This is a genomic window from Fulverythrobacter fulvus (assembly GCF_037154085.1).
GTDB classification, from domain to species: Bacteria; Pseudomonadota; Alphaproteobacteria; order Sphingomonadales; family Sphingomonadaceae; genus Andeanibacterium; species Andeanibacterium fulvum.
Genome location: NZ_JBANRM010000001.1, coordinates 1,038,862 through 1,061,934 on the forward strand (window position 1 = coordinate 1,038,862; position 23,073 = coordinate 1,061,934).

Below are 23,073 nucleotides of genomic sequence, written 5' to 3' on the forward strand. Positions count from 1 at the left end.
AAGCTTTGCAAATCTGTAGGGAGACACCCGAATGCCCCTGGTGAACATGAAGCCGTTGCTCCGCCATGCGATGGACAATGGCTATGCGGTCGCCGCTTTCAATCTCGTGGACTACAACACCACCAAGGCGATGGTGAAGGCCGCCGAGGAGCTGAACGCCCCGGTGATCTGCCAGACCTCCGCCAAGACCATCAAATATTTCAGCCACAAGGAAATCGTGAGCTGGGTGCGCACCGTGGCTGAGGATTCGCCCGTGCCGGTGGTTCTGCATCTTGATCACTGCAAGGACATCCCGATGATCGAAGCCTGCGCCAAGGCGGGCTGGACCTCGATCATGATCGACGCATCGGAACTGCCCTTCGAACAGAACCTGGAAGAATCGCTCAAGGTTCGCGAGATCGCCGAGAAGTACGGCGTGGGCATGGAAGCCGAACTGGGCCAGATCATGGGCGTCGAAGACGACATGGTGGTGGACGAGGCCGATTCGGTCCTGACCGACCCCGCCGATGCGGAACGCTTCTGCGCCGCGCTCGACCTGTCGGCCTTTGCCTGCGCCGTCGGCACCGCCCATGGCTATTACAAGGGCGAGCCCGTAGTGGACTTCGATCGCATTGCCGCGATCAACAGCTTGACCAAGACCCCGATGGCGCTGCATGGCGGCACCGGCCTGTCCGACGAAACCTTCGCCAAGGCGATTGAACGCGGCGCGGCCAAGGTGAACATCTCGACCAATCTCAAGCACGTCTGGGTGCAGAGCTTCGTCGATTACCACACCGCCAAGCCGACCGATTTCGAACCGCTGCGCGTGATGGATGCGCAGTATCAGGCCTGCAAGACGATGTTCGGCGGCTTCATCGAGAAGTTCGGCGGCAAGGGCCGCGGTTCCGAATTCCTCTCCACCCTGGGCTGAGGATAGTCGGACATGGTCAAGGCACTGATTTTCGATTGCGACGGCGTTCTCGTCGATACCGAGCGTGACGCCCACCGCGTCGGCTTCAACCGCGCTTTCGCCGAACATGGCATCGACGCCGAATGGGATGTCGATCTCTATGGCCGCCTGCTGCTGGTTGCTGGCGGCAAGGAACGCATGCGCGCCTATTTCGACGAATTCGGCTGGCCCGAAGGCGCCGATACGGATGAGGCGAAGGACGCGCTGATCATCGATCTGCACAAGACGAAGACGCGCATCACTTCCGAAATCGTGACGGAACTGCCGGTTCGCCCCGGCATCCTGCGCATCGTGGACGAAGCCATCGAAGCGGGCGTGCGCCTGGGCGTGTGCACCACGTCGAACCCCAAGTTCATCGACGCGGTGCTCGACCTGTTCGGGGCCGAGCGCAAGGCTGCCTTCGAATTCGTCCATGCAGGCGATGTAGTGGCCAAGAAGAAGCCCGCGCCCGACATCTATCTGCTGGCGCTGGAAACGCTGGGCCTTCCGGCCGGCGATTGCGTGGTGATCGAAGACAGCCGCAACGGGTTGCTGGCCGCGACCGGCGCGGGCCTGCCCACGCTGATCACCACCAGCACCTATACGATGGAAGAAGATTTCACCGAAGCGGCGAAGGTCGTGCCCGAACTGGGCGACGCGCCGAACATCAACATCACCATTGAAGACCTGGGCCGGCTGGCCGCACAGGCCGCCGCCTGAGGGGAGAAGGAAACATGACGGAAATCACGATCGAGCAGATTGAAAAGGCAATCGACGTCGCGTCCGACACGGTCATCCGTAACGAAATCTATTTCTCGGACCTCGACGGCCTTGCCGGCGACGGCGATTTCGGCACCTCGCTGGCCACTGGCTTCAAGGTGATCAAGGCCGACCTGCCGACCCTGGACAAGAGCGCCATCGGCGCCATGCTGCTCAAGATCAGCATGCTCTGTTCCAAGCATGTCGGCGGCAGCTCCGGCCCGATCTGGGGCACCGGCTTCATGAAGGCCGGCATGGCCAGCAAGGACAAGACCAGCGTGACGCTGGAAGAGCTGGCCGCGATGGTCAATGCAGCGGTTGAAGGCATCATGGCCCGCGGCGGCGCCAAGCTGGGCGACAAGACCCTGCTCGACGCGCTGATCCCGATTGCCGAGACGATGAAGGAACTGGCCCCCACTGGCGACGCAGCCGCCACGCTCAAGGCCGTGACCGAAGTGGCCGACAAGGCGATCGACGAAACCCGCAATCTGGTGGCCCATCGCGGCCGCGCCAGCCAGGTGGGCGAGCGTAGCGCCAACACTCCCGATCCGGGCATCGTCGGCGTCGCCACCATCCTGCTGGACTGGTGCAAGCATTACGGCGTGGACTACACCCCCACCGCCGCCGAACTGAACCGCTGATCCAAACCACTCAAATTGTTCGTCTATTCCACGGAGAGGAATATCTCATGAAGAAATTCGTCAATGAACCCGCCAACTTCGTGCCCGAATTCATGAAGGGCGTGCTGCTGGCCAATCCGGGCCTGCTCGAATTCATCCCCGAATTCCAGCTGATCAAGCGCACGGACCGCCCGGCGGAAAACAAGGTTTCGGTCGTTCAGGGTTCGGGCTCGGGCCACGAACCGGCGCATATCATGGCCGTCGGCCCGGGCATGCTCTCGGCCGCGTGCCAGGGCCCCGTCTTCGCCGCTCCGCCGGTGGACGCATGCTATGAAACGATCAAGTCGGTTGCCACCGATGCGGGCGTGCTGGTGCTGGTGAACAACTACCAGGGCGACCGCATGGCATGGGACATGGCCTGCGAAATGGCCGAAGCCGAAGGCATCAAGGTCAAGCAGTTCATCATCAACGATGACGTCTCGGTGGAAGACAGCCTCTACACCGTGGGCCGCCGCGGCGTGGCCGGCAACTTCTTCGTCATCAAGGCCTGCGGCGCCGCCGCCGAAGCCGGTGCCGATCTCGACACCGTGCTGGCCGTTGCCGAAAAGGTGAACGCCAATGTCCGCACCATGGGCGTTGCGCTGACCAGCTGCATTCCCCCGGCAAAGGGCACCGCGATCTTCGAAATCGGCGACGATGAAATGGAAGTCGGCATCGGCATCCATGGCGAACCCGGCCGCCGCCGCGACAAGATCAAGAACGCCGACGCCATCACCGACGAATTGTTCGACGCCGTGGCGCAGGATCTGCCCTACAAGTCGGGCGACCGCGTGGCCCTGATGATCAACGGCCTGGGCGGCACGCCGATCAGCGAACTCTACGTGCTCTATGCCCGCGCGCATGAGCGTGCCGAGCAGGCTGGCCTGACCGTGGTCCGCAACTATGTCGGCGAATATTGCACCAGCCTCGAAATGGCCGGCGCCTCGCTGACCCTGCTCAAGCTCGACGGCCAGCTCGAAGAATATCTCGACGCCCCCGCCGAAGTGGCCGTGCGCATCTTCTGATCCAGCCCACAGGCTGAAAGCAAAGCGCCCCGGGGGAAACCTCGGGGCGTTTTTCGTTTGGGGCGGGCGGTAGGCGGGGTTGATGACGCAAGGACCCAACATCCGTTCGTCCTGAGCCTGTCGAAGGACGCAGGAAACCGCCCGCCCAATATCCGTTTGATTGGGCAAACCCTGGCGCGCGTCCTTCGACAGGCTCAGCACGAGCGGGAGAAGGACGGCTGCCCATGGACCCCGGCACCCTTCCCGCATAAACCACCCCCAATGCCCGATCCTGCAACCCAGCGCCCATCCCTCCCCTCGCTCCTGCGTCGTGAGTTCGCGGACGTATTCGCCGGGCGGGAGAGTGACAGGCCGTGGGAACTGCCTTTCGCCATTGCGCTTGCCTCAGGCCTGCCGGTGCTGGTGGGGGCGCTGATCGGGCAGATCGGCTTTGGTGCGCTGGCTTCCATCGGGGCGATGACCATCGTCTATCTGCCCCGCACACGGCTGGACCTGCGAATGGTGGCCGTGATGTCCGCCGCCTGCGCGATGATCGCCTGCTATGCCTTCGGGCAGATCGGCCATGTGGTGCCCGCCATGCGCGCGCCGCTGATTACGGCAGTGGCGCTGCTCGTGACCATGGCCTGCCGCTATTACCGGGTCGGTCCGCCCGGCCCGCTGTTCTTCGTGATGACTGCCGCCATCGGCGCCTATGCGCCGGGCACGCTGGCCGAGCTGCCGGAGCATCTGGGCGTCTTCGCGCTGGGCAGCATCGGGGCGGTGTGCATCGCCTTCTTCTACTCGCTGCACATCCTGCGCCACCGCGATCCCCTGCCGCTGCAACCCGCGCCGGACGATCTGATGGCCGAAGTGGCGGTGCCCGCAGTGATCGTGGCGGCCTTCGTAGGCCTGTCCCTCGGGCTTGCGGAACTGCTGGGGTTCGACAAGCCCTATTGGGTGCCGATCAGCTGCATCGCGGTGCTGCAGGGCGCGACCCTGCGCGCCGTATGGCTACGCCAATTGCAGCGCATCGTCGGCACCTTCGCCGGGCTGGGCGCAGTGTGGCTGCTGCTGCACTTCATCACCGAGCCGTGGCATCTTGCCCTGGCCATCGCGCTGCTGACCTTCTGCGTGGAGACGATCATCGTGCGCCATTACGCGCTGGCCGCCGTGTTCATCACCCCGCTGGCGATCCTGCTGGCCGAAGCATCCACGCTGGGCCAGACGAGCGCCACTCCGCTGATTATCGCCCGCTTCGCCGATACGGTGCTGGGCGCAGTGATCGGCGTGGCGGGCGGCGCCTGCCTGCACAGCGATCCGCTGCGCCACTGGCTGGGCCGCATGCTGGGCAAGCTGGCGCCGAGGCGCTGAGCGGGAGGCGTTACTCCCCGCCCCGCTCCTTGCGGTATTCAGCATAGCGTGGGCTGGTGGACAGGATATAGCCGCGCACCAGCGTATTGCCTTCGTGGCAGGCATATTCGAACGGCTGGTAGCTCTCGTCCCGCCGCCAGGGGAAGCCCATCTTGAAGGGCTGGGCCAGCACTTCCGGGTCCTCGATCCAGGCCTCGTAATAGATCTGGTCGGGCGAGACGGGAGTGAAACGCTCCACCATGCTCATGGATGTGCTGGTGGGGATCGGCTCGTTGGAAGGGCCGACGATCACCATCGGCACCTTGCCGTTGAAATTGCGGGTTTCCACCACCAGCGTATCGCCATCCCAATGCCCGCGCGAAGAGCCGAGCCACGGGCGCAGCGCGCCGGGCAATTGCGGCGTGCCGTCCACCGGGATGATGCGCGTTTCGTGCACCAGTTCCAGATTGATCACGACATAGCCGGGCGACTGGAAGATGCGCACGCCATTATTGTAGGGGAATGGGATCATGCTGGAAGGCAGGCCGCGCGTGATGCAGTGATCGAGCGAGTTGAAATCGTCCAGCCCGTCGAACTCCTTTTCGGACCAGCTGCTTTTCATCCCCGCCGCGCGGCGCCTGCCTTCCTCGTTCATATGGATGCGGCCATCGGCGGGCTCCACGATCAGCGAGGTCTGGCGCAGGCTGCGCCCGCTCTCGAACCAGTTGCCGGAGCCGAGCTTGTTCGCCTCATCCTCCTGATCGGCGCGGCCGCGCATTTCGGTGGCGGCATCGTCGGCCTGGCGGAATTCCTCCTCGGTCATCAGCTTGCGCGTGCCGAAGCGGGCGGGCCGCTGCATCGGCGTGCGGCCGAGATCGAGCGGCCACATGCCGCGCAGGTCCGGATCGCCCCAGGATGTACGCGGCACTTTCCACCCCGCCTGCTTCGCCGGGGGCACGCCCACTTCTTCCTCGCTCTGCTGCGCAAGGGCCGGAACGCCCGCTGCAAGGCAAGCGAATGCCGCTATCGAAACCAATGTCCTGCCAGACATGGCACTCTCCCCTTTTGTTTTGCCGGGGAGCTTAGCCGAAAACCGGGGGGAGCCAAGCCCATTTGACAAAGTCTAAAATGGTCGCAGCCCGGCATTGTTGCACACTCGTAAAATAACTGGCCCTTAGCGTCGCTTCGCGATAGCCTCCCCGCATGAAGCACAGCATCCTGGCCCTTGCCGCTTCCGCCCTGCCCTTCCTCGCCTCGCCTGCCGCCGCGCAGCCGCTTTATGTCGCGGCGGGCAAGCTGCTCGATGTCGAAAGCGGGCAGGAGCTTTCCGGCCAGTGCATCCTGACCGATGGCGGCAAGATCGTGCGGATCGAAGCCTGCGGCGCAACGCCTGCCGGGGCAGAGAAAGTGGACTGGAGCGCCTATACGGTGCTGCCCGGCCTGATCGACCTGCACACCCATCTGGCGGACGTGACCGAAAGCGCGGACACCGCCGCCCCGATCAAGACCTCGCCGCAGGCCACGGCCCTGCTGGGGGCGAACCACGCATGGGCCACCCTGCGCGCGGGCTTCACCACCGTGCGCGACGTCGGCACCTATCGCGGGCTGACCGATGTGGCCCTGCGCGATGCGATTGCCGCACGCTGGGTGCCCGGCCCGCGCATGCTGGTGGCGGGCGGCTATATCACCACGCCGGGCGGCGGGGGCGAGCTGAACGGCGTGATGCCGAACGATCAACTGCCGCCCGACATGCGGCTGGGCGTCTCCTCCACGCCGGAGGAAACACGGGCGAAGGCCGAATATCTGTTCGACCACGGGGTGGATTTCCTCAAACTGATCGCCACCGGCGCGGTGCTGGCGCTCAATACGGACGTCAACGCCCCGGAACTGACCGAGGACCAGATGCGCGCCGCGGTGGAAGTGGCCAAGGCCCACGGTTCCTATGCCACGGCCCATGCCCATGGGGCCGAGGGGCTGAAGGCCGCGATCCGCGCCGGGGCCCATTCCATCGAACATGCCAGCCTGATCGACGATGAAGGGCTGCAAATGGCCAAGGACAAGGGCGTCTGGCTGGTGATGGACGTGTTCAACGGCGATTATATCGACGAGACCGGCACGGCCGAGGGCTGGCCGGAAGAAGCCCTGCAGAAGAACCGCGACACCACCCTTGCCCAGCGCGAACGCTTCGCCAAGGCAGTGAAGATGGGAGTGAAGATCGGCTATGGCACCGACGCGGGCGTCTATCCCCACGGCATGAATGCGCGGCAGTTCGCCTATATGGTCCAATGGGGGATGAGTCCGCTGCAGGCCATCCGCTCCGCCACTCTGGATGCGGCGACGCTGATGGGCAAGGAAGGCGAGTTCGGCACGATCGCGCCCGGTAAATCGGCGGATATCATCGCGGTGGAAGGCGATCCGCTGAAGGATGTGCGGGTGCTGGAAAGCGTGAGCGGGGTCATCAAGGAAGGCGTGCGGTATAAGTAGGCTGGTTCGTCATCCCCCCGCAGGCGGGAAGACTCAACAACGCCCGTCATCCTGAACTTGTTTCAGGATCCATTTCTCCGAATTGAGCAGCAGCGTGTTGGGATAGATGGATGCTGAAACAAGTTCAGCATGACGACTGAGGGCAACTTGGTGCCTCAACACCCCACCCAACCCGACCCACGCACCCACACCCGCTCATCCTGAGCTTGTCGAAGGACACGGGAAAGGGTTGGGCTGGGTGCGGAGCCAACCCACGCTTGCGTTAGTGCCCGTGGGGCAAATGACAGCGCGTATCCTTCGACAAGCTCAGGATGAGCGGAGGTTGGAAATTGGGGCAGACACGCACTCCCCATTCCCACCCCCAAAAACCATTTTCCTACATCGCCAAAATCTGCCCTAGACTGGCGGATGAAGCACTATTCCCGCACATCGCCCCGCCGTGCCCGCCACGCCCGCGTACCGGCCTTCTCTCCCGTGCCCCTGCGCGCCCGTGCCGATGGGTGGACGCCCCGGAGGCAGGCGGCGTTCCTTGCCGCGCTGGCCATCACTCGCTGCGTCGCCAAGGCGGCGCGCCGGGTGAAGATGGCGCGGGAGACGGCCTATCGCCTGCGCGCGAAGCCCGGTGCGGGCAGCTTTGCCGCGGCGTGGGACAAGGTGCTGGGCAAGGTCCGAGACGCCACCCGGCGAAAGGTCACAGGTGAGGAACGCGTGCAGCGTGCGCTGTTCGACCTGCTCAGGCCGGTGATCTATCGCGGCGAGCATGTCGGCACCATGCGCACAGCCGACAATTCCGCGCTTCTCGGTCATCTGGCGCGGATCGACCGGGCGTCCCTTTCGCCTCGCGACGGAGGCGAAAGGTCACAGGGTTTCGCCGGTGCTTGCGCGTCACCTTTGCCCGGGCTGCCCGGCGCTCCAGTGGCGGCGGACGATTAGAGGAACCGCCCGTATCCGCCCTTGTCGCCGATCACCACCTGAGCGCAATTGTGGCCGGGCGCGCCGGTCACGCCGCCGCCGGGATGAGTGCCGGCACCGCACATATAGAGGCCCTTGATCGGCCCGCGATAGGAACCGTGGCCCAGCACCGGCCGGGCCGACCACAATTGGTCGAGGCTCATATTGCCATGCATGATGTCGCCGCCGATCAGGCCGAACTTGCGTTCGAGGTCGAGCGGCGCATGGATCTGCCGGGCAATGACGCTGGCCTTGAAGCCGGGCGCATGGGCTTCCACTGTGTCGATGATGCAGTCGGCCGCCGCCTCGCGCTCGTCGTCCCAGCTGCGGCCATCGGGCAGTTCGGGGGCGAATTGCTGGCAGAACAGGCTGGCCACATGCTGTCCTTCCGGCGCCAGCGTGGAATCCACGGTGGAGGGGATCAGCATTTCCACGATCGGCTTTTTCGACCAGCCATAACGCTTCGCATCGAGGAAGGCCTCGTCCATGTAATCCAGCGTCGGGGCCAGGATGATGCCGGACTGGTGATGCTCGCCAACTCCCGGCAGGCAAGTGAAGTTCGGCAGTTCGGACAGGGCCACATTCATGCGGAAAGTGCCCGATCCGGCCTTGAAGCCCCGCATCCGGCGGCGATATTCTTCCGAAAGGTCCGCAGGCGCAATCAGCCGGTCATAGAGCAGCTTGGGCCCGACATTGGCGATCACACGGGATGCGGCGATTTCCTCGCCGCTTACCAGCTTCACGCCAACAGCCTTGTCGCCATCCACCAGCACCTGCGCCACCGGGGCTTCCAGGCTGATCTCCACGCCGCAGGCTTCGCATACCTTGGCCATGATCTGCGTGATCTGGCCCATGCCGCCCACCGAATGGCCCCATGCGCCCTTCTTGCCGTTCACTTCGCCAAAGACGTGGTGCAGCAGCACATAGGCGCTGCCTGGCGTATCGGGCGAAGCGTAATTGCCCACCACCGCGTCGAAGCCGAAGGCGGCCTTCACTGCCTCGCTCTCGAACCAGCTATCCAGGAAGCTGCGGGCGGACTTGGTGAACAGGTCCAGCACGTCGCGCTTCTGGCTGAGGGAAAGCTTGGCCAGCCCCCTGCCCTGCAACGCGCCGTCGATCAGGGTGCGGAACCCTTCACCGACATTGGGCGGCGCCTTCAGCGCAAGGCCGCGCAGCACTTCCGCGACCGTTTCCAGCGCGTCGTAATAGGCGGGCAGCGTCTCGGCATCGGCGGCGGAGAACTTGCGGAACTCCGCCTGCGTCCGCTCCAGCCCGCCGCCCAGCTTGAGGTATCCTCCATCTTCCTGCGGCAGGAAATTGGAGATCGGCCGCTCGATCACGCGATAGCCATGATCTTCCAGCCGCATGTCGCGGATGACCTTGGGCTGCAGCAGGCTGACCGTGTAGCTGGCCACCGAGTTGCGGAAACCGGGGTGGAACTCCTCGGTCACTGCCGCGCCGCCCACCACGTTGCGCCGTTCCACAATGCGCACCTTCAGCCCCGCCTGAGCGAGATAGAAGGCGCAGGTCAGGCCATTATGGCCCGCACCGATGATGACGGCATCGTACTTCATGCTCCCCTCCCGTTTACGGGAGGGGCCGGGGGAGGGCCTGTCCCGATGAAAACTCGGCGAGCCGCAAGGCCCACCCCTAACCCCTCCCGCAAGCGGGAGGAGGACTTACCGGCTCCACCCGCGGGCGGGCTGTTGTTCTTCACGCGCCTCGGGGATGATCTCGCGCATCCGGGCGCAGAAATGGCGCAGGCACACTTCCTTGTCGGACAGCGGCCCCATGGAGAAGCTGCGCGACGTCATCCCCTCCTGCACGCGGGTGATCAGGGCAGTATCTTCCGCATTCACCATCCGGTTGATGCGCCAGTTGAGATAGCGCGCGGCGCGCATTTCCCTGCGGTCATCGTCCAGCACATAGCTGATTTCGCGGATCAGGCTGGTGGTGGGGCTGATCGGCAGCCACTGCATGAAGTCCACCTGATCGGGATAGATGTCGAAGGCCACGTTCGGCCAGAGCTTGAAATAGAGCCAGTGGCGCTGGTTCGCTTCCGGCAGGTGCGGCACGGGTGGCAGCAGGCGCTGATAGGCCCGTTCGGACCAATTGTCCGAAGGCCGTTCCTCCATATCGCCCCACATGCGATCCACATGAGTGCTCGCTTCCACGCCATAGCTCTTGCCGAACAGGCGGGTCAGGCCGGGATGGGCGACCGGGATGTGCAGGCCATCGGAGTAATTATCGCCGATATTCTTCCAGTTCACATCGCGCGGACGCAGGGTCACACGGCCCAGCGCCTTCAGTTCTTCGAAACGATAGGGCGCAACCATCGCTTCGTAGGGGGCCATCATGCTTGCGACCGAAGGGCCCTCGTCTTTAAGACGGACGAAAATGAAGCCGCGCCAGATCTCCATGCTCAGCGGCGCGAGGCCGTGGCGGCTCTTGTCGAGGCCGGGATAGGAAGGGCTGTCGGGCACGCCGGTCAGCTTGCCGTCCAGCTCGTAAACCCAGGCGTGATAGGGGCAGACCAGCTTCCTGGCGCAGCCGCTCGATCCATCGACAATGCGCGATCCGCGATGGCGGCAGACATTGGTGAAGGCGCGCACCTGCCCATCCTTGCCGCGCACCACGATCACGCTTTCCCCGATATAATCGAGACCATGCCAATCGCCGGTGTTCGGAATGTCGCTTTCATGGCAGACCACCTGCCATGACGATGCAAACACCCGCTCCTTCTCCAGCTCGAAGAATTCCTGATCGTGATAGGTCCAGGCCGGCAGGCTCCAGCCTTCCAGCGGATCGGAATTGCGGGTCTGTTCGTGGAGCAGAGTTGCCATGCGATCTTCCTTGCTATACACTCGTATAACAAGCCCATGAGTGCCCGGCAAGCCACATTCACCCGCGCCGCGCCCGATGAAAGGCGGCAAAGCCTGATCGAGGCGACCGCCCGCTGCCTGGCGGAAAAGGGCGCGGCAGGCGTTTCCGTGCGGACGATCTGCGCAGAGGCTGGCGTCTCGCCGGGCCTGTTGCGGCATTATTTCGCGGGCGTCTCCGATGCGATCGCGGAAACCTATCGCTGGACCGGCCGCCAGATCGGCGAGGCGCTGGAAGCGGCCGTGGCGCAGGCGGGCAGCGAGCCGCGCGCAAGGCTGCTGGCTTACCTGACCGCCAGCTTCCGCCCGCCGATCTCCACGCCGGAACTGCTGGCCACCTATATTGCCTTCTGGAGCCTCACCCGCAGCGATCCCGCCATCGCCTCAGTACGGGCCGAGGTCTATGGCGATTTCCGCACCGGGCTGGAGGGGCTGATCGGCGAATACCGCCCCGCCCTGCCCGACACGCGCCTCGCTTCCGTGGCGCTGACGGCGCTGATCGACGGACTATGGCTGGAACTCTCGCTGGGCGACGCGCCGTTCACCCGATCCGAGGCGGAGGAACTGGCGGAGAAGTGGCTGGATAGTTTGCTGGGTTAGGGAATTGTCTCTCAACGCCCGCTCATCCTGAGCTTGTCGAAGGACACGCGCTGACGTTTGCCCTAGGAGGGGATGTTGGGCAGGCGGTTTCCCGTGTCCTTCGACAAGCTCAGGATGGGCGGAGGTTCGGGTTCCCGATCAAGGGCTAACTCGCCCTCCCCTCCCGCCGGGACCACCACCAGACCGGCAGCCCCGCCAGCATCAGCACCAGGCTCAGCGCGCTCGCCTCCACCCCCGCCCCCCACAGGGTCCAGAGTGAATAGACGACGCCTATCACTGCGAGGATGCGGGCAACGCCAAGCCTGAGCGCGGCCAGCGAACAGGCGAGGTAGAGCCACAAGGTGGCCGAAGTCGCCAGCAGCAGCAGGAACTCGAACAGGCCCTGCATGGACTTGCTGGCATTCATCAGCACGAACAGGCTGGCGAGCACGGATGACACGATCAGCGCGCGGCGCGGCGTGCCATGCGCGTCGGTCGCGGCAAAGCGGCGGGGCAGCAGCCCGCGCGAGGCCATGTCGCGTGGCAATTCGCCCTGCAGCAGCACCCAGCCATTGAGCGCGCCGACACAGCTGATCACCGCGAACACCGCCACGGCAGCAGCCGGTCCCGGCGCCCAGTAACGCTCGACGAAAGTGGAGAATGGCGCAGGCGATGCCGACGCGACATCGGCCGGCAGCATCAGCGCAATGACGGAACAGACCAGCAGATAGAGCACGCCGGTCAGCCCGGTGCCCCACAGGGTGGCACGCGGCACGTTGACTTCCGGGTCCTCCACCCGCGCGGCGGCAAGGCTGGCGCATTCGAAGCCCAGCAGCGCCCAGAGCGTCAGGGTCGCCGCTCCGCTCACCTGTCCGAAGCTGATCGCCTCTGGCTGATAGGGTGCGATCTCGCCGCCGCCGAACAGCAGCAGCCCGCCCGCGATGGCGATCACCACCACCAGCGGCACGATCTTGAGCGCGAGAGTGACGATCTGGAAGCCGCCCGCCGCCCGCGTTCCGCGCAAATTGATGAGCGTCATCGCCCAGAGCAGGACCAGCGCGGCAATGGCCGGGCGCCCGGTTCCGGCGGACAGGGCAGGGAAAATGCTGGAAAGGTAGCTGACCGCCGCAACCGCGATGGCGACAACCGTGGTCCAGATCGAGACGAGATATATCCAGCCGATCAGGAAGGCCGGCACCTCGCCGAAAGCCTCCTCGACAAAGCCGGTCGCCCCGCCCGCGCGCGGAACGGCGCGGGTCAGCCGGGCGAGGAGATAGGCAAGGACCAGCGCCCCGCCGATCGTGAAGATCCACCCGCCCACGGCATTCCAGCCATAGGGCGCGAGGCTGGCGGGGAGTAGGAAGACGCCCGAGCCGATCATGTTGCCCATGACCAGCGCAATGGCTGCCATAAGGCCGAGCTTGCGGCCCGGCCCCGGGCTATCCTGCGTCATTCCCCCTCCCCGTCGCGGCTGGATCAGAAGTCGGCGCCGACCTTGATGCCAACCAGCCTGGGCTTGATGACGTAGTCATAGAACACGCCGCCGCCAGCCGTCAGGCCAAGGGCATCGCCGCAGACGCTTTCGAGACAGGCAGTGCCGCTGTTGATCACGCCATGGGCGTTGAACAGGTTGGTGGCGAACAGTTCGACGCGATAAGTGTCGTTCTTCACGCCAAGGCTGAAGTCTGCCGTAGTGTAAGCGCCGAGATTGCCGAGGAAGGCATTCTCTGCCGTGCGCAGATCGTTGCGGCGGCTGCCCAGATGGCTGGCGGCGAACTGCACATGGCCATCCCAGCTGCCGATGGGGAATTCGTAACGGACAACCGCGTTGCCCTTGAATTCCGGCGTGACAGGCAGGCGCGTACCGGCCGGGGCCAGCAATTCGTTGCCGGCAGGCACGGTACAGTCGAACTCCTCATTCGCGATCTTGCAGAAGTCCCGCGTGATCTGCGCGTCGTTGTAGCTGCCGCTCAACGAAATGGTCAGGCCGTTCTGGGAATAGGTGAAGTCACCCTCGATGCCGCGAATGCGGGCAAGGCCGGCATTGCGGATTTCGGTGAGGCCGTTGGCGCCAAGGAAGGAGAGCTGAATGTCAGTCCAGTCTTCCTGATAGATCGCACCGTTGAAGGTGACCGGGCCGAACTGCGTCTTCCAGCCGATTTCATAATTGTCGAGCGTATCCGGGCCGTAAGGCGGCAGCGTACCACGGCGGTTGATCCCGCCCGGACGGAAACCGCGCGACCAGGTGGCATAGACCATCACATCGTCGCTGATCTTGTAGGTCGCGTTCAGCTTGTGGATGAAGTCCGTATCCGAAGTCGACTTGTCGAGATTGTTGCAGGGCGCGCCCGGCACGGTGGACGGAGCGGCGCAGAGATATTGCGGGTTCGAGCTGAAGCCCGGATTGTTGTAGCCGAAGAAGCCTTCGAGCGAGTTCTTGTAGTAATAGACGCGCATGCCGCCGGTCAGCGTCAGGCGATCCGTAAGGTCGTAGCTCAGTTCGCCGAATGCGGCGAGGTCGCGATCGACGCGCTTCTGGGCGGTCAGCCAGATATTGTCGTCCGTGCCCGGCACCTGGATGTCATCGGCGATGTCGTCGATGATATAGTGCTGGGTGATGTAGTGAACCTGGCGCTGGCCGAAGATGCCACCGATGAAGCGCAGCGGCGCATCGGCCGGCGAGGCGACGCGCAGTTCGCCGAACAGGCGGCGATACTTGTCCCCGCCCCGGATATACTGGTTCGGGCTGACCTGATCGCCATTGTTGTCGGGAACGATGTAGCCCGAGCCGTACAGCGCGTAATAAAGCGAGTCATAGAAGTAGGAGTAGTCGGAATAGTCCGACACGACCTCGTCATCGCGCCACAGATGGCCGCCGGTTGCCACAAGGTCCCAGCTGCCGATCTTGCCTTCGATGGTCAGTGCCGCCTGGAGCCACTTGTCCTCGCTCCATTCGGGATTGTACTGCACAGTCTGATAATGCTCGGTCACCGCGCTGCTGCGCTCTTCGGCGTAGCTGCCATTGGTGTTCTGGACCTGGCCCATGATGGTAGGGCGGATAGTCCAGTTATCGTCGAGTTCGATCCCCAGCGCCAGGCGGGCGCCATAGGTTTCGGCGTCGTTATAGTCTTCCTTCACATAGGCTGCGTTGGTCTGGGTCGCGGCGGCCGTGCCGTAATTCGCCTCAAGCGAGGGATAGACGCGCGAGCCCGGAATGTTGTCGATATAGCCGGCATCCTTACGATACCATGCCACCAGGCGCGCCGCGGCATTCTCGGCCAGCGGAATGTTCACGAAGCCTTCGGCGATACCGCCCACGCCGCCGCTGGTCACCGTATTAAGCTCGAAATCGACCGCACCGTAAGTGCTGCCGTAGTCAGGCTTGTTGGTGACCATCTTGATCGTGCCGGCCATCGAACTGGCGCCGTAGAGCGTGCCCTGCGGCCCGGCGAGCGCCTCGACACGGGCGAGGTCATAGGCGTGAATATCCAGCGCGCCCTGAATGGTCGTGATGGGCATTTCGTCGAGATAAGTGCCCACGGTGGGCAGCGAGGAGGAATGGTTGGCGTTCTCGCCCGAAGCCACGCCGCGGAAATAGACCTGCGAGAAGCCCGGCCCGGCGCTCTGCACCGTGACCGAGGGGAGGAACTTCACCACGTCCTGGAGATCGTTCACCTGCAATTCGTCGAGCTTTTCGGTGCCCAGCGCGGTGACCGATGCGGCGACGTCCTGCAGGTTCTGTTCGCGCTTCTGCGCGGTGACGATGATGGCGCCGCTATCGTCATCCTGCGCGGCAGCGGGGGTCACCGCAACCAGCGAACTTGTGGCGAAAAGCGCGATGGCGAGATTACGGCGATTGGACGACGGAAGAATGCGCATCTTAGACCCCTCTTGTGCAAATGCTGCAGGGGCGAATGCGCCAGTTTTCCCAGCCATTGACAATAGTGCAATCGCGAAGGGTCGTCGCAGCCGAAACCAATTTTTGGGAACTATGACATTTCTGCCACAGCAGGTCTTCAGGGCGTAACAATCGCCTCTCTGTTCCGAGCATAGGTTTCCGTAAGGTCACCCAGCGAATTCTTCAGCGGATCGAGCCATTTTTCATAAGCAATCCACTGGCCCACACCGTCGCGATTGATCGGGCGGCGAACCTGTTCGCTCGATGCCGTGCGCACTGCCCGGCGGTTGCGATGGAACTCCAGGCACGCTTCCTCGAACGGGAGGCCCAGATAATCGAGCATGGCGCGCACAACTGCTTCCGGATCGTCCAGCAATTCCTCGTGAATCACCCGGTGGATTCGCCCCGGCAACACGCGGTCGTAATGATCCATCGCGCGGACATAGTCGGCGTAATAGCGACCGATATGCTCCAGATCGTAGGTGAAGCCCTGCCCCTTGGCGAAATGCTGGCGGAAGTTGGAAAAGCAGCAATCCATCGGATGGCGCCGCGCATCGATGATCTTCGCATTGGGCAGGATGAGGTGAATGAAACCGGCATAGGCCCAATTGTTCGGCAGCTTGTCGATATAGAAGGGCCTGTCCGTCTTGCGCTGGATGCGAGTGCGTTCGAGGAATTCGGCACCCAGTGCGGCAAGCTTGGCATCGTCCATGGCCGCCAATGCCGCGGGCCAGTCACGCGGCCCCATTCCGGCAGCGCGCGCCTCGCGCATGGCCATGGCGGGAATATCCGGCAGTTCCATCGTGCCTTCGACCTGCGAATGGCTGGATAGAATCTGCTCGATCAAGGTCGAGCCTGCACGCGGCAGACCCAGAATGAAAACCGGATCGGGCGCGGGATCGCCCATGCGCCGCCGCGCCTCGATAAAGGCCGGCGTAAAGGTCTCGATAACCCGGTCCACCTGTGCGGCGACACTTGCCGGATCGTGTCCGATCCGGGCCGATTGCAGCGCATTGCCCTGCGCATAATGGCGAAAGGCCGGCTCCACCTCGCCCCGGTCGCCATAGGCCTTGCCGAGCGCGAAATGGAGGTGCAGCCGGTCATCTTCGGCCGGCGGCGGATTGGCGGCCAGCGCAGCCTCCATCGCCGCGACATCGCCATCCCCGAAGCTGACCGTCTTCAGATTGGCGAGGCTCCACCAGACTTCGCCAAGGTCCGCCTGGCATTCCAGCGCCTTGCGATAGGCAGCGATGGCCTCTTCCTGATTGCCGATCGTCTTGAGAACGTGGCCGTAACTCATCCAGATCCGAGCATGAGTGGGGAAGGTCTGCGTCAGTTCCCGATAGAGCCGCGCGGCTTCTTCATAGTCGCCCGTGCGGCCCAACACGGCCGCGCGCAGATTGCGGCTCTCCGTCTCTTCCCCGGCTGCGGCGAGCGCGTCCAGTTCGGCAATGGCTTCCGCATAGCGGTGCTGCTTGTTCAGCACGCTGGCAAGGTTCGCGCGTGCCACAAGGAAGCCCGGCGCAAGCTCGAGCGCCCGGCGCAGCAGTGCCTCTGCATCGCGCAGGCGGCCGATCCGCGCGGCGAGTTCCGCCATCAGCCTGATCGCCGCGACATCGGTGGGCTGGGCCTTCAGCCGCTGGCGCAGACGCGCCTCGGCCTGAGGCAGGTCGTTTTCCAGCATGGCGGCAGCGATGGCCACCATCTCCGGTTCATAGGCAGTGGCGCGCACTCCGGCGAGTTCGGCCTCGGCCGCGTCTTCCTCCTGCCCGGAAGCCCTCAATGCCCGTGCAAAAAGCCGCCAGGCAGCGGCACTACGCGGATCGGCGGCCAGCATTGCGCGCAGGCGCCGGGCCGCTTCGGCGGGGTTCTGCTCCACGAGGCGAACGGCTTCTGCCGGAGTGAGCGCGGCGGTCATGCCCTAAGCGATAACACGACGCATGGCAGGCGGTAAGCCCTGCCGCTCAGCCGCCCTTTTCCTTCAGCACCAGCACTGCCAGCTCGGTGCGCGAGCCGACGCCCAGCTTCTCGTAGATGCGGTGGAGATAGACCTTCACCGATCCTTCGGTCGTGCCGATCTCTTCCGCGATATCGCGGTTGCGCCGCCCGGCGGACACGGCTTCCGCAATCTTGAGTTCGCGCGGAGAAAGGCGCGCAAGCTGCGGCTGCTGGGGCGGTTCGATCGCCAGATCGAGGGCCCTCTCCATAAGGGGCGGATCGATATAACGGCCGCCGCCGAGCACGGTCGCGATCGCCTCGCCGAGGGAACCTTCGGCTCCATCCTTGAACACGATCCCGTCCACGCGGGCCTTCACTGCCGAAAGCAGCGCAGCGTCAGCTATTTCGGCGGTGAGCAGGATCACCGGCCGTTCATCCCCCCGCGCGCGCATGGCTTCCAGAACCTCCACCCCGCCCATGTCGGGCATGCGCACGTCGAGGATCACCACGTCGGGGTTTTCCTTCTCCACCGCTTCCAGAGCGGCCACTCCATTATTCACAGAAGCGGCGATTTCGATCCCGCAGCCGCCCAGCACTTCTTCAACGCCGGCGCGCAGAAACGGGTGATCGTCCGCCAGCACGATCCTGGTCATTTACGCCCTCCCACAGGCAATTCGATCTCGATCCTGGTATCGCCCTTCATGGAAGCGACCCTTATAGTCCCGCCCAGCGCGTCCACCCGCTCGGCCAGAGAGCGCGGCATGCGCGTTTCATCGCCCGCTGGAAAGCCTTTTCCGTCATCCGCGACGGTAAGCATGATCGCACCACCCTTGCGGGCCGTGCGCACCAGCAAGCGCCGCGCTGCACCATGGCGGATCGCGTTGGCGACGCTCTCGCGCACCAGCTGCTGAATCTCGAACGCCAGCCACGCGGGAATCACCAGCGCCTCCACGCTGTCCTCGAACCGGACGCTCACGTCCCAGTGGCGCGACAGCGCGCCGGTCAGTCGTGCCAGCTCGGTCCCCAGATTGCGCGTCCCCGGATTGACCTCGTCGCTGCGCAGGCGCTCGATGATCTCGCGAATATGGGCCTGCTCGTCGCGCAGGCTGAGCGAGACGGCCTCCAACTCGGGCGAGATGTCCTTGCCTTCCTTCGCCCGGCGCTTGAGCGAGGCAAGGCGGAAACCGGCCCCGGCGAGCGACTGGGCGACGCTGTCATGCAGGTCGCGCGCGATATTGCCGCGCAAGCGGTTGGCGGCGGCTTCCCGGGCAAGCGAGGCGATTTCCTCCTCATCGATCCCATGGCCGATCTCGCGGGCGAGCGCGCGGCACAGTTCGAGATGGTCCCGGCACAACCCTGGAATGCCGGTCAGCACCACCTGCCCCACGCCGGTCGTGCCCACGATGGGGAAGCAAAGTCCCTGGGAAAGCCCCAGATGCCGGGCCAGTTCCGGCCCGGTTGCATTCCGCTCCGCCTCGAAGCGCCCGCCCGGCAGCAAGCGAAGCATGCGCTTGTGCAGGCAATCGAACAGGGTCGGCGCGATATCGGCGCCTAGGTCGAGCATTCCGGGCGGCAGATGACGCACTCCGCCCGCCAGCGCGCCCGCCGTATGCAGCGTGGCGCCTGGCTCCTCGACGCTTTCCCACGCGATCGCCGCCCCGGTCGCGCCCGAAGCTCCCACCACATAGATGAGCGCCGCATCGAACGGCGACATGGCCTGCGCTGCCGGAGCGGGCGAGAATTTGGCCACCATCGGCGCGGCGCGTTGCAGGGTGAACCAGGTGACGAGCAGCGAGAGTACCAGCATATAGCTGGCCCGGCGGATATATCTGGCCAGAATCCCGGCAAGCTCGTCCCAATGGAGGAACAGGCCCATGGCGAGGTAGAGCAGGCTGAGCGCCGCCGCCGTCGCCAGCGTGGCGCGCCAGTTCCAGCGCAGTGCCGCCGAAATGGTCATGAAGACGAAGAAGGCGAAATAACCGCTGACGAAGTCGGCCGAGCCACCCTCCGTGCAATAGAGCGCGGCCATGAACAGGCCGATGTCGATCAGGAAGAATGGCACGGTCAGCCGGTAATCGCGCCACCAATCGACCCAGGCGATGTGGAACACGGCCACGGCGAAGGCGAGATAGGCCGCCAACAGGATGTAGCACCACCGCCCGCCCCGCTCCGGCTGCTCCGGATCGAGCCAGACCCACAGGACGAACAGCAGTGCCAGCGCGATGCGCCCGGCCGCGATCACACGGCTGGACCTGTTCTCGAATAGCTTGCCGATCACACCCGCTGCCGCCCTGCCCCGTCTGAAAAAACGGATGCCACAATTCCCCCGCTCGTCAAACGCCGCGGCTCGTCGGCGAGGGAAGTTGGCACGAGACTGTTACCGCGCTGCATCTTCTGCGTTGAGCCGTTCGACTTCTCGGCGCCAAGGTTTCCAGCCCAGCCATGTCACTGCCAGAGCGGCCGGCAGGAACACGATGTGCAGCAGCATGATCGACCAGCGCAGATCGTCGGGCGAAGTAAAGATGTAGTCCGTAGTCACGCCGGTCACCACGGGCCCAAGCCCCTGCCCGATCACGGTGAAGATGAAGAGATAGAGCGCCATCACCTGCCCGCGAATCTGGCTGGGCGTCACGATCAGCATTACCGCGTTGAGCATCGGCCCGCTCATGCCGAGCGTCAGATAGCTTACCGCGTTGAAGGCCACGGCCAGTTCGGGCGTAGGCATGACCGGCATCAGGATCGCAAACGGGATCGCGATGAAGCGGGTATAGAGAATTACCCGGAACGCGCCGTCCGCCTTTCCGCGCGCCTGGAACCACTCGACCCACTTGGCCCCGAGATAAAGGCCAGTGAGCATCGCCACTAACGAGACGACGCCTGAGACCATACCGTAGGTGGCAGGCGACCAGCCATAGGTTCGCTCGAAGAAGGCGGCCCCCCAGGCCCTTCCGCCCGTATCGAGCGAACCAAGCGTCAGGCCGATGAACATTGGCCCGAAAATGGCAAAATTGCGCCACAGGAACGAAAGAGCACCGACCAGCGGCACCTTGGATACTTCCTTGCGCATGGCAGTGCGGGGCGGTTCCTTCACCGTCAGCAGCAGGAAGGCCACCAGCACGCCGGGCAAGCCCACGGCAAGGAACACCACCTGCCAGGGCCGCAATTCGCCCAGCAAAGGCAGGCTGGGCGTGCCGATAGAGGCAACCAGCCAGATCATCGCCCCGCCCAGCAGCAGCGAAAGCCCCGACCCTGCAACCGAGCCGATCTGCAGGGTCGCCACCGCGCGCGGCAGCTTATCGCGCGGGAAATAGTCGGCAACGATCGAATAGGCCGCCGGTCCGTTCACCGCCTCGCCCGCACCGACCACGAAGCGCGCGACGAAGAGTTGCATGAAATTCGCGGCGAGCCCGCAGGCAGCCGTCGCCATGCTCCAGACGAAAATCCCGACGGAAATGATCCAGGTGCGTTTCCAGCGGTCGATCAGCGTCGACAAGGGCACGCCGAGAACGACATAGAACAGCACGAAAGCCGGGCCGAGCAGCAGGCTGGCTTCCGTGTCTGTCAGCTTGAAATCGGCAATGATCTGCTGGATCAACAGGCCCAGAATACCCTGGTCGAGCATCGCAAAGGTGGTCGTCAGTGCAAGGACCCCAACCGCGTACCAGCCCTCCCGCGCAGGCGGATATGCGCCAGTGGCAACAGGCGCGGTTTCTCGCACGCCATCGGTGGCAATCGTGGCCATCACTTCTCCCCTTCGGCAGCCTTCCCGGGCCGCTTTGTCGTTGCCCCCCGATTGACGGACATGGACCCGACCGAGGCCGGGTAAATCCATTCCGGAGCCATCATGGCCGCCCCGGCCGCACATAATGCCGCCATGCCTGATCGCGCGGCCGGAAAGGCCGGTTTTCGAGGTTTGGGAAGATACGGCCGGGAAGAAATCAACGCCTTCCATCCGGGCACGGGCCTACACCGACAGCCGCCTTCCCTGCGCACCTGTTTGCGGCGCTTGCCCGAGGTCTAGGGGCGCCCCTTGCCGCTGTCAATTTGGCGACGACACCGCCGAACCGCCGCGCCGCTAAACCTCCGGAGTGGAGGTGTCGCGCCTTTCCTACGGATGTCCCGATAGGCTCTTTGGGACCTCAATCAGGTTCTCCGGGGGGGAAATATGCCGGGTCTCGTCGACTCTGCTACCGCAATACTCGCATCTGCGGAGCGCAGGCTCGAAGCCGCCGCGCAAAACGTCGCCAATGCGTCCACGCCGGGCTTCAAGCGGCAGGCCAGCTTTGCCGAGGCGATGGCATTCGCGGATCGGGCGGACAGTTCCCTGCCCGCGCAGAAGCATTTCGTCGATTTCACGCAGGGGCGCCTGACCGAAACCGGCCGCAGTCTGGATCTGGCGATCGATGGGCCGGGCCTGCTGCGCCTGCGCGACGGCGAAGGCTTCGTCTACGCTCGTGGCGGCTCCTTTGCGCTCGACGCGGAGGGGCTGCTCGCCGATCCCACCGGGCGTGTGCTGCAGCAGGCAGGCGGCGGAGACCTTGCGCTGACGGGCGGGTCCTTCGAGGTACTGGAAGACGGCACAGTGCTGGAAGACGGGCTGCCCGCCGCGCGGATCGGACTTTACGAGGCAGGCGATCCCGCGGCTTTGAACGCACAGGGTGGCTCCGCCTTCACCACGCCTGAAACCGCGATGGCGGATGCCGAAGCATCGCAGATCCGCCAGGGGTTCCTCGAAAAATCCAACGTGACGATGAGCGACGAGATGGTCGCCATGATGTCCAGCCTGCGCCAGGCCGAAAGCGGCGGGCGGGTGATGCAGTTCTATGACGAGTTGATCGGCCAGGCGATCACCACTTTCAGCAGGAGCGGGCAGTGAACGGGGCTTTCGAAGTGGGCGCCGCGGCGCTGCAGGCACAGCAGCGCGCGCTGGAAGTGCACGCCAACAATATCGCCAACGTCAACACGCCCTCCTTCAAGCGGACCGAAGCGCGCTTCGCGGAGGTGCTGGCACGCAGCGCGGAAGGGGTGGAGGCAAATACTCCCAAATCTACGGCGCTGACTGGCTTTGGCGGCGTGCGGATGGTGCCGGGCGAGATGCTGTTCGCGCAAGGCACACTGAAGCCCAGCGGCAATGCGCTGGACCTCGCAATCGACGGGCGCGGCTTCGTGGAACTCGCGGGACCGGGCGGGGAGACGCTCTATTGGCGCGGTGGGCGGCTGCGCGTGAATGAGGACGGCCTGCTCGCGACCCTTGCCGGAATTCCCCTGCAAGCAGGCCTCGTTGTGCCCACCGATGCGGAAGAACTGACCATCGCGCAGGACGGCGTAGTGAGCGTGCGAACCGCGACGGATGAAAGTATCGAAATCGGGCAGATCTCGCTCGTCAGACCGGAACTGGAATCCGCCTTCGAACGGCTCGATGGCGGGCTTTACCGGGCCAGTGAAGAAGCGCGTCTCATCGATGCCCGTCCGGGCGAGGATGGCGCAGGCCGCATCGTCCAGGGCAGTGTGGAGCAATCCACGGTCGAACTGTCCGCCGAAATGGTCGAGATGCTGATGGTCCAGCGCGCCTTCGCCGCCGATGCGCAGATCGTCCAGGCGGCCGACCAACTCGCCGCCATCACCAACACGCTCAGGCGCTAGG

The 23,073-nt window shown here is 64.5% G+C and carries 19 protein-coding genes; 10 read left to right on the top strand and 9 right to left on the bottom strand.

The window, feature by feature from the left end; all coding sequences use genetic code 11:
• Nucleotides 1-31 precede the first annotated feature (31 nt).
• From WFP36_RS05065 to WFP36_RS05085, 5 genes are all read left to right on the top strand, one after another.
• Nucleotides 32-910 (top strand): class II fructose-bisphosphate aldolase, encoded by an 879-nt coding sequence (locus WFP36_RS05065; protein WP_054530495.1) that lies wholly within the window; start codon nt 32-34, stop codon nt 908-910.
• Nucleotides 911-922: 12 nt separating this feature from the next.
• The gene (locus WFP36_RS05070; RefSeq protein ID WP_336978411.1) at nt 923-1,648 is read left to right on the top strand and encodes an HAD-IA family hydrolase; all 726 of its coding nucleotides are present in this window, start codon (nt 923-925) and stop codon (nt 1,646-1,648) included.
• Between the two features lie 14 nt (nt 1,649-1,662).
• Nucleotides 1,663-2,328 carry a dihydroxyacetone kinase subunit DhaL gene (gene dhaL / locus WFP36_RS05075; RefSeq protein WP_336978413.1) on the top strand — a complete coding sequence of 222 codons (666 nt, stop codon included), beginning with the start codon at nt 1,663-1,665 and terminating at the stop codon, nt 2,326-2,328.
• Nucleotides 2,329-2,375: 47 nt separating this feature from the next.
• Nucleotides 2,376-3,371 (top strand): dihydroxyacetone kinase subunit DhaK, encoded by a 996-nt coding sequence (dhaK, locus tag WFP36_RS05080; protein ID WP_336978415.1) that lies wholly within the window; start codon nt 2,376-2,378, stop codon nt 3,369-3,371.
• A gap of 261 nt (nt 3,372-3,632) precedes the next feature.
• Nucleotides 3,633-4,721 carry an FUSC family protein gene (locus tag WFP36_RS05085; RefSeq protein WP_336978417.1) on the top strand — a complete coding sequence of 363 codons (1,089 nt, stop codon included), beginning with the start codon at nt 3,633-3,635 and terminating at the stop codon, nt 4,719-4,721.
• A 10-nt stretch (nt 4,722-4,731) separates the two neighbouring features.
• Here WFP36_RS05085 and WFP36_RS05090 read toward each other — a convergent pair whose 3' ends face one another.
• Nucleotides 4,732-5,751: a hypothetical protein gene (locus WFP36_RS05090; protein ID WP_336978419.1), complete on the bottom strand. Its 1,020-nt coding sequence runs from the start codon at nt 5,749-5,751 to the stop codon at nt 4,732-4,734.
• A gap of 152 nt (nt 5,752-5,903) precedes the next feature.
• Between WFP36_RS05090 and WFP36_RS05095 the strand changes: the two genes are divergently transcribed.
• Together WFP36_RS05095 and WFP36_RS05100 are read left to right on the top strand one after the other, a co-directional pair.
• The gene (locus WFP36_RS05095; protein ID WP_336978421.1) at nt 5,904-7,184 is read left to right on the top strand and encodes a metal-dependent hydrolase family protein; all 1,281 of its coding nucleotides are present in this window, start codon (nt 5,904-5,906) and stop codon (nt 7,182-7,184) included.
• A 408-nt stretch (nt 7,185-7,592) separates the two neighbouring features.
• Nucleotides 7,593-8,117 (top strand): hypothetical protein, encoded by a 525-nt coding sequence (locus WFP36_RS05100; RefSeq protein WP_336978423.1) that lies wholly within the window; start codon nt 7,593-7,595, stop codon nt 8,115-8,117.
• Here WFP36_RS05100 and WFP36_RS05105 read toward each other — a convergent pair.
• Nucleotides 8,114-9,709, bottom strand: a complete 1,596-nt coding sequence (locus WFP36_RS05105; protein ID WP_336978425.1) for a phytoene desaturase family protein — start codon at nt 9,707-9,709, stop codon at nt 8,114-8,116. The genes WFP36_RS05100 and WFP36_RS05105 overlap by 4 nt on opposite strands.
• 105 nt (nt 9,710-9,814) lie before the next feature.
• Entirely contained in the window at nt 9,815-10,978 is a 1,164-nt protein-coding gene (locus WFP36_RS05110; RefSeq protein WP_336978427.1) for an aromatic ring-hydroxylating oxygenase subunit alpha, read from the bottom strand.
• A gap of 36 nt (nt 10,979-11,014) precedes the next feature.
• On the opposite strand from WFP36_RS05110, the gene WFP36_RS05115 reads away from it, so the two are divergent.
• Entirely contained in the window at nt 11,015-11,614 is a 600-nt protein-coding gene (locus WFP36_RS05115; protein ID WP_336978429.1) for a TetR family transcriptional regulator C-terminal domain-containing protein, read from the top strand.
• A 145-nt stretch (nt 11,615-11,759) separates the two neighbouring features.
• Here the strand turns inward: WFP36_RS05115 and WFP36_RS05120 are convergent, their stop codons facing one another.
• The 6 genes from WFP36_RS05120 to WFP36_RS05145 all read right to left on the bottom strand — a co-directional run bounded on the left by WFP36_RS05120 (nt 11,760) and on the right by WFP36_RS05145 (nt 21,171).
• Nucleotides 11,760-13,046: an APC family permease gene (locus WFP36_RS05120; protein WP_336978431.1), complete on the bottom strand. Its 1,287-nt coding sequence runs from the start codon at nt 13,044-13,046 to the stop codon at nt 11,760-11,762.
• A gap of 23 nt (nt 13,047-13,069) precedes the next feature.
• Nucleotides 13,070-15,472 carry a TonB-dependent receptor gene (locus WFP36_RS05125; RefSeq protein ID WP_336978433.1) on the bottom strand — a complete coding sequence of 801 codons (2,403 nt, stop codon included), beginning with the start codon at nt 15,470-15,472 and terminating at the stop codon, nt 13,070-13,072.
• Nucleotides 15,473-15,609: 137 nt separating this feature from the next.
• Nucleotides 15,610-17,409, bottom strand: a complete 1,800-nt coding sequence (locus tag WFP36_RS05130; RefSeq protein ID WP_336978434.1) for a tetratricopeptide repeat-containing sulfotransferase family protein — start codon at nt 17,407-17,409, stop codon at nt 15,610-15,612.
• A 46-nt stretch (nt 17,410-17,455) separates the two neighbouring features.
• On the bottom strand, nt 17,456-18,082 hold the full coding sequence (locus WFP36_RS05135) for a response regulator transcription factor (protein ID WP_336978437.1): 627 nt from the start codon (nt 18,080-18,082) through the stop codon (nt 17,456-17,458).
• A complete protein-coding gene (locus WFP36_RS05140) occupies nt 18,079-19,707 on the bottom strand; it encodes a sensor histidine kinase (protein WP_336978439.1) in 1,629 nt (542 codons plus the stop codon). Before WFP36_RS05140 ends, WFP36_RS05135 begins: the two co-directional genes overlap by 4 nt.
• A gap of 99 nt (nt 19,708-19,806) precedes the next feature.
• Nucleotides 19,807-21,171 carry an MFS transporter gene (locus tag WFP36_RS05145; protein ID WP_336978441.1) on the bottom strand — a complete coding sequence of 455 codons (1,365 nt, stop codon included), beginning with the start codon at nt 21,169-21,171 and terminating at the stop codon, nt 19,807-19,809.
• A gap of 423 nt (nt 21,172-21,594) precedes the next feature.
• Here WFP36_RS05145 and WFP36_RS05150 point away from each other — a divergent pair, with 423 nt between their 5' ends.
• Together WFP36_RS05150 and WFP36_RS05155 are read left to right on the top strand one after the other, a co-directional pair.
• The gene (locus WFP36_RS05150; RefSeq protein WP_336978443.1) at nt 21,595-22,305 is read left to right on the top strand and encodes a flagellar hook-basal body protein; all 711 of its coding nucleotides are present in this window, start codon (nt 21,595-21,597) and stop codon (nt 22,303-22,305) included.
• Entirely contained in the window at nt 22,302-23,072 is a 771-nt protein-coding gene (locus WFP36_RS05155) for a flagellar hook-basal body protein (protein ID WP_336978445.1), read from the top strand. The genes WFP36_RS05150 and WFP36_RS05155 overlap by 4 nt, the downstream gene beginning before the upstream one ends.
• Nucleotide 23,073: the final 1 nt, after the last annotated feature.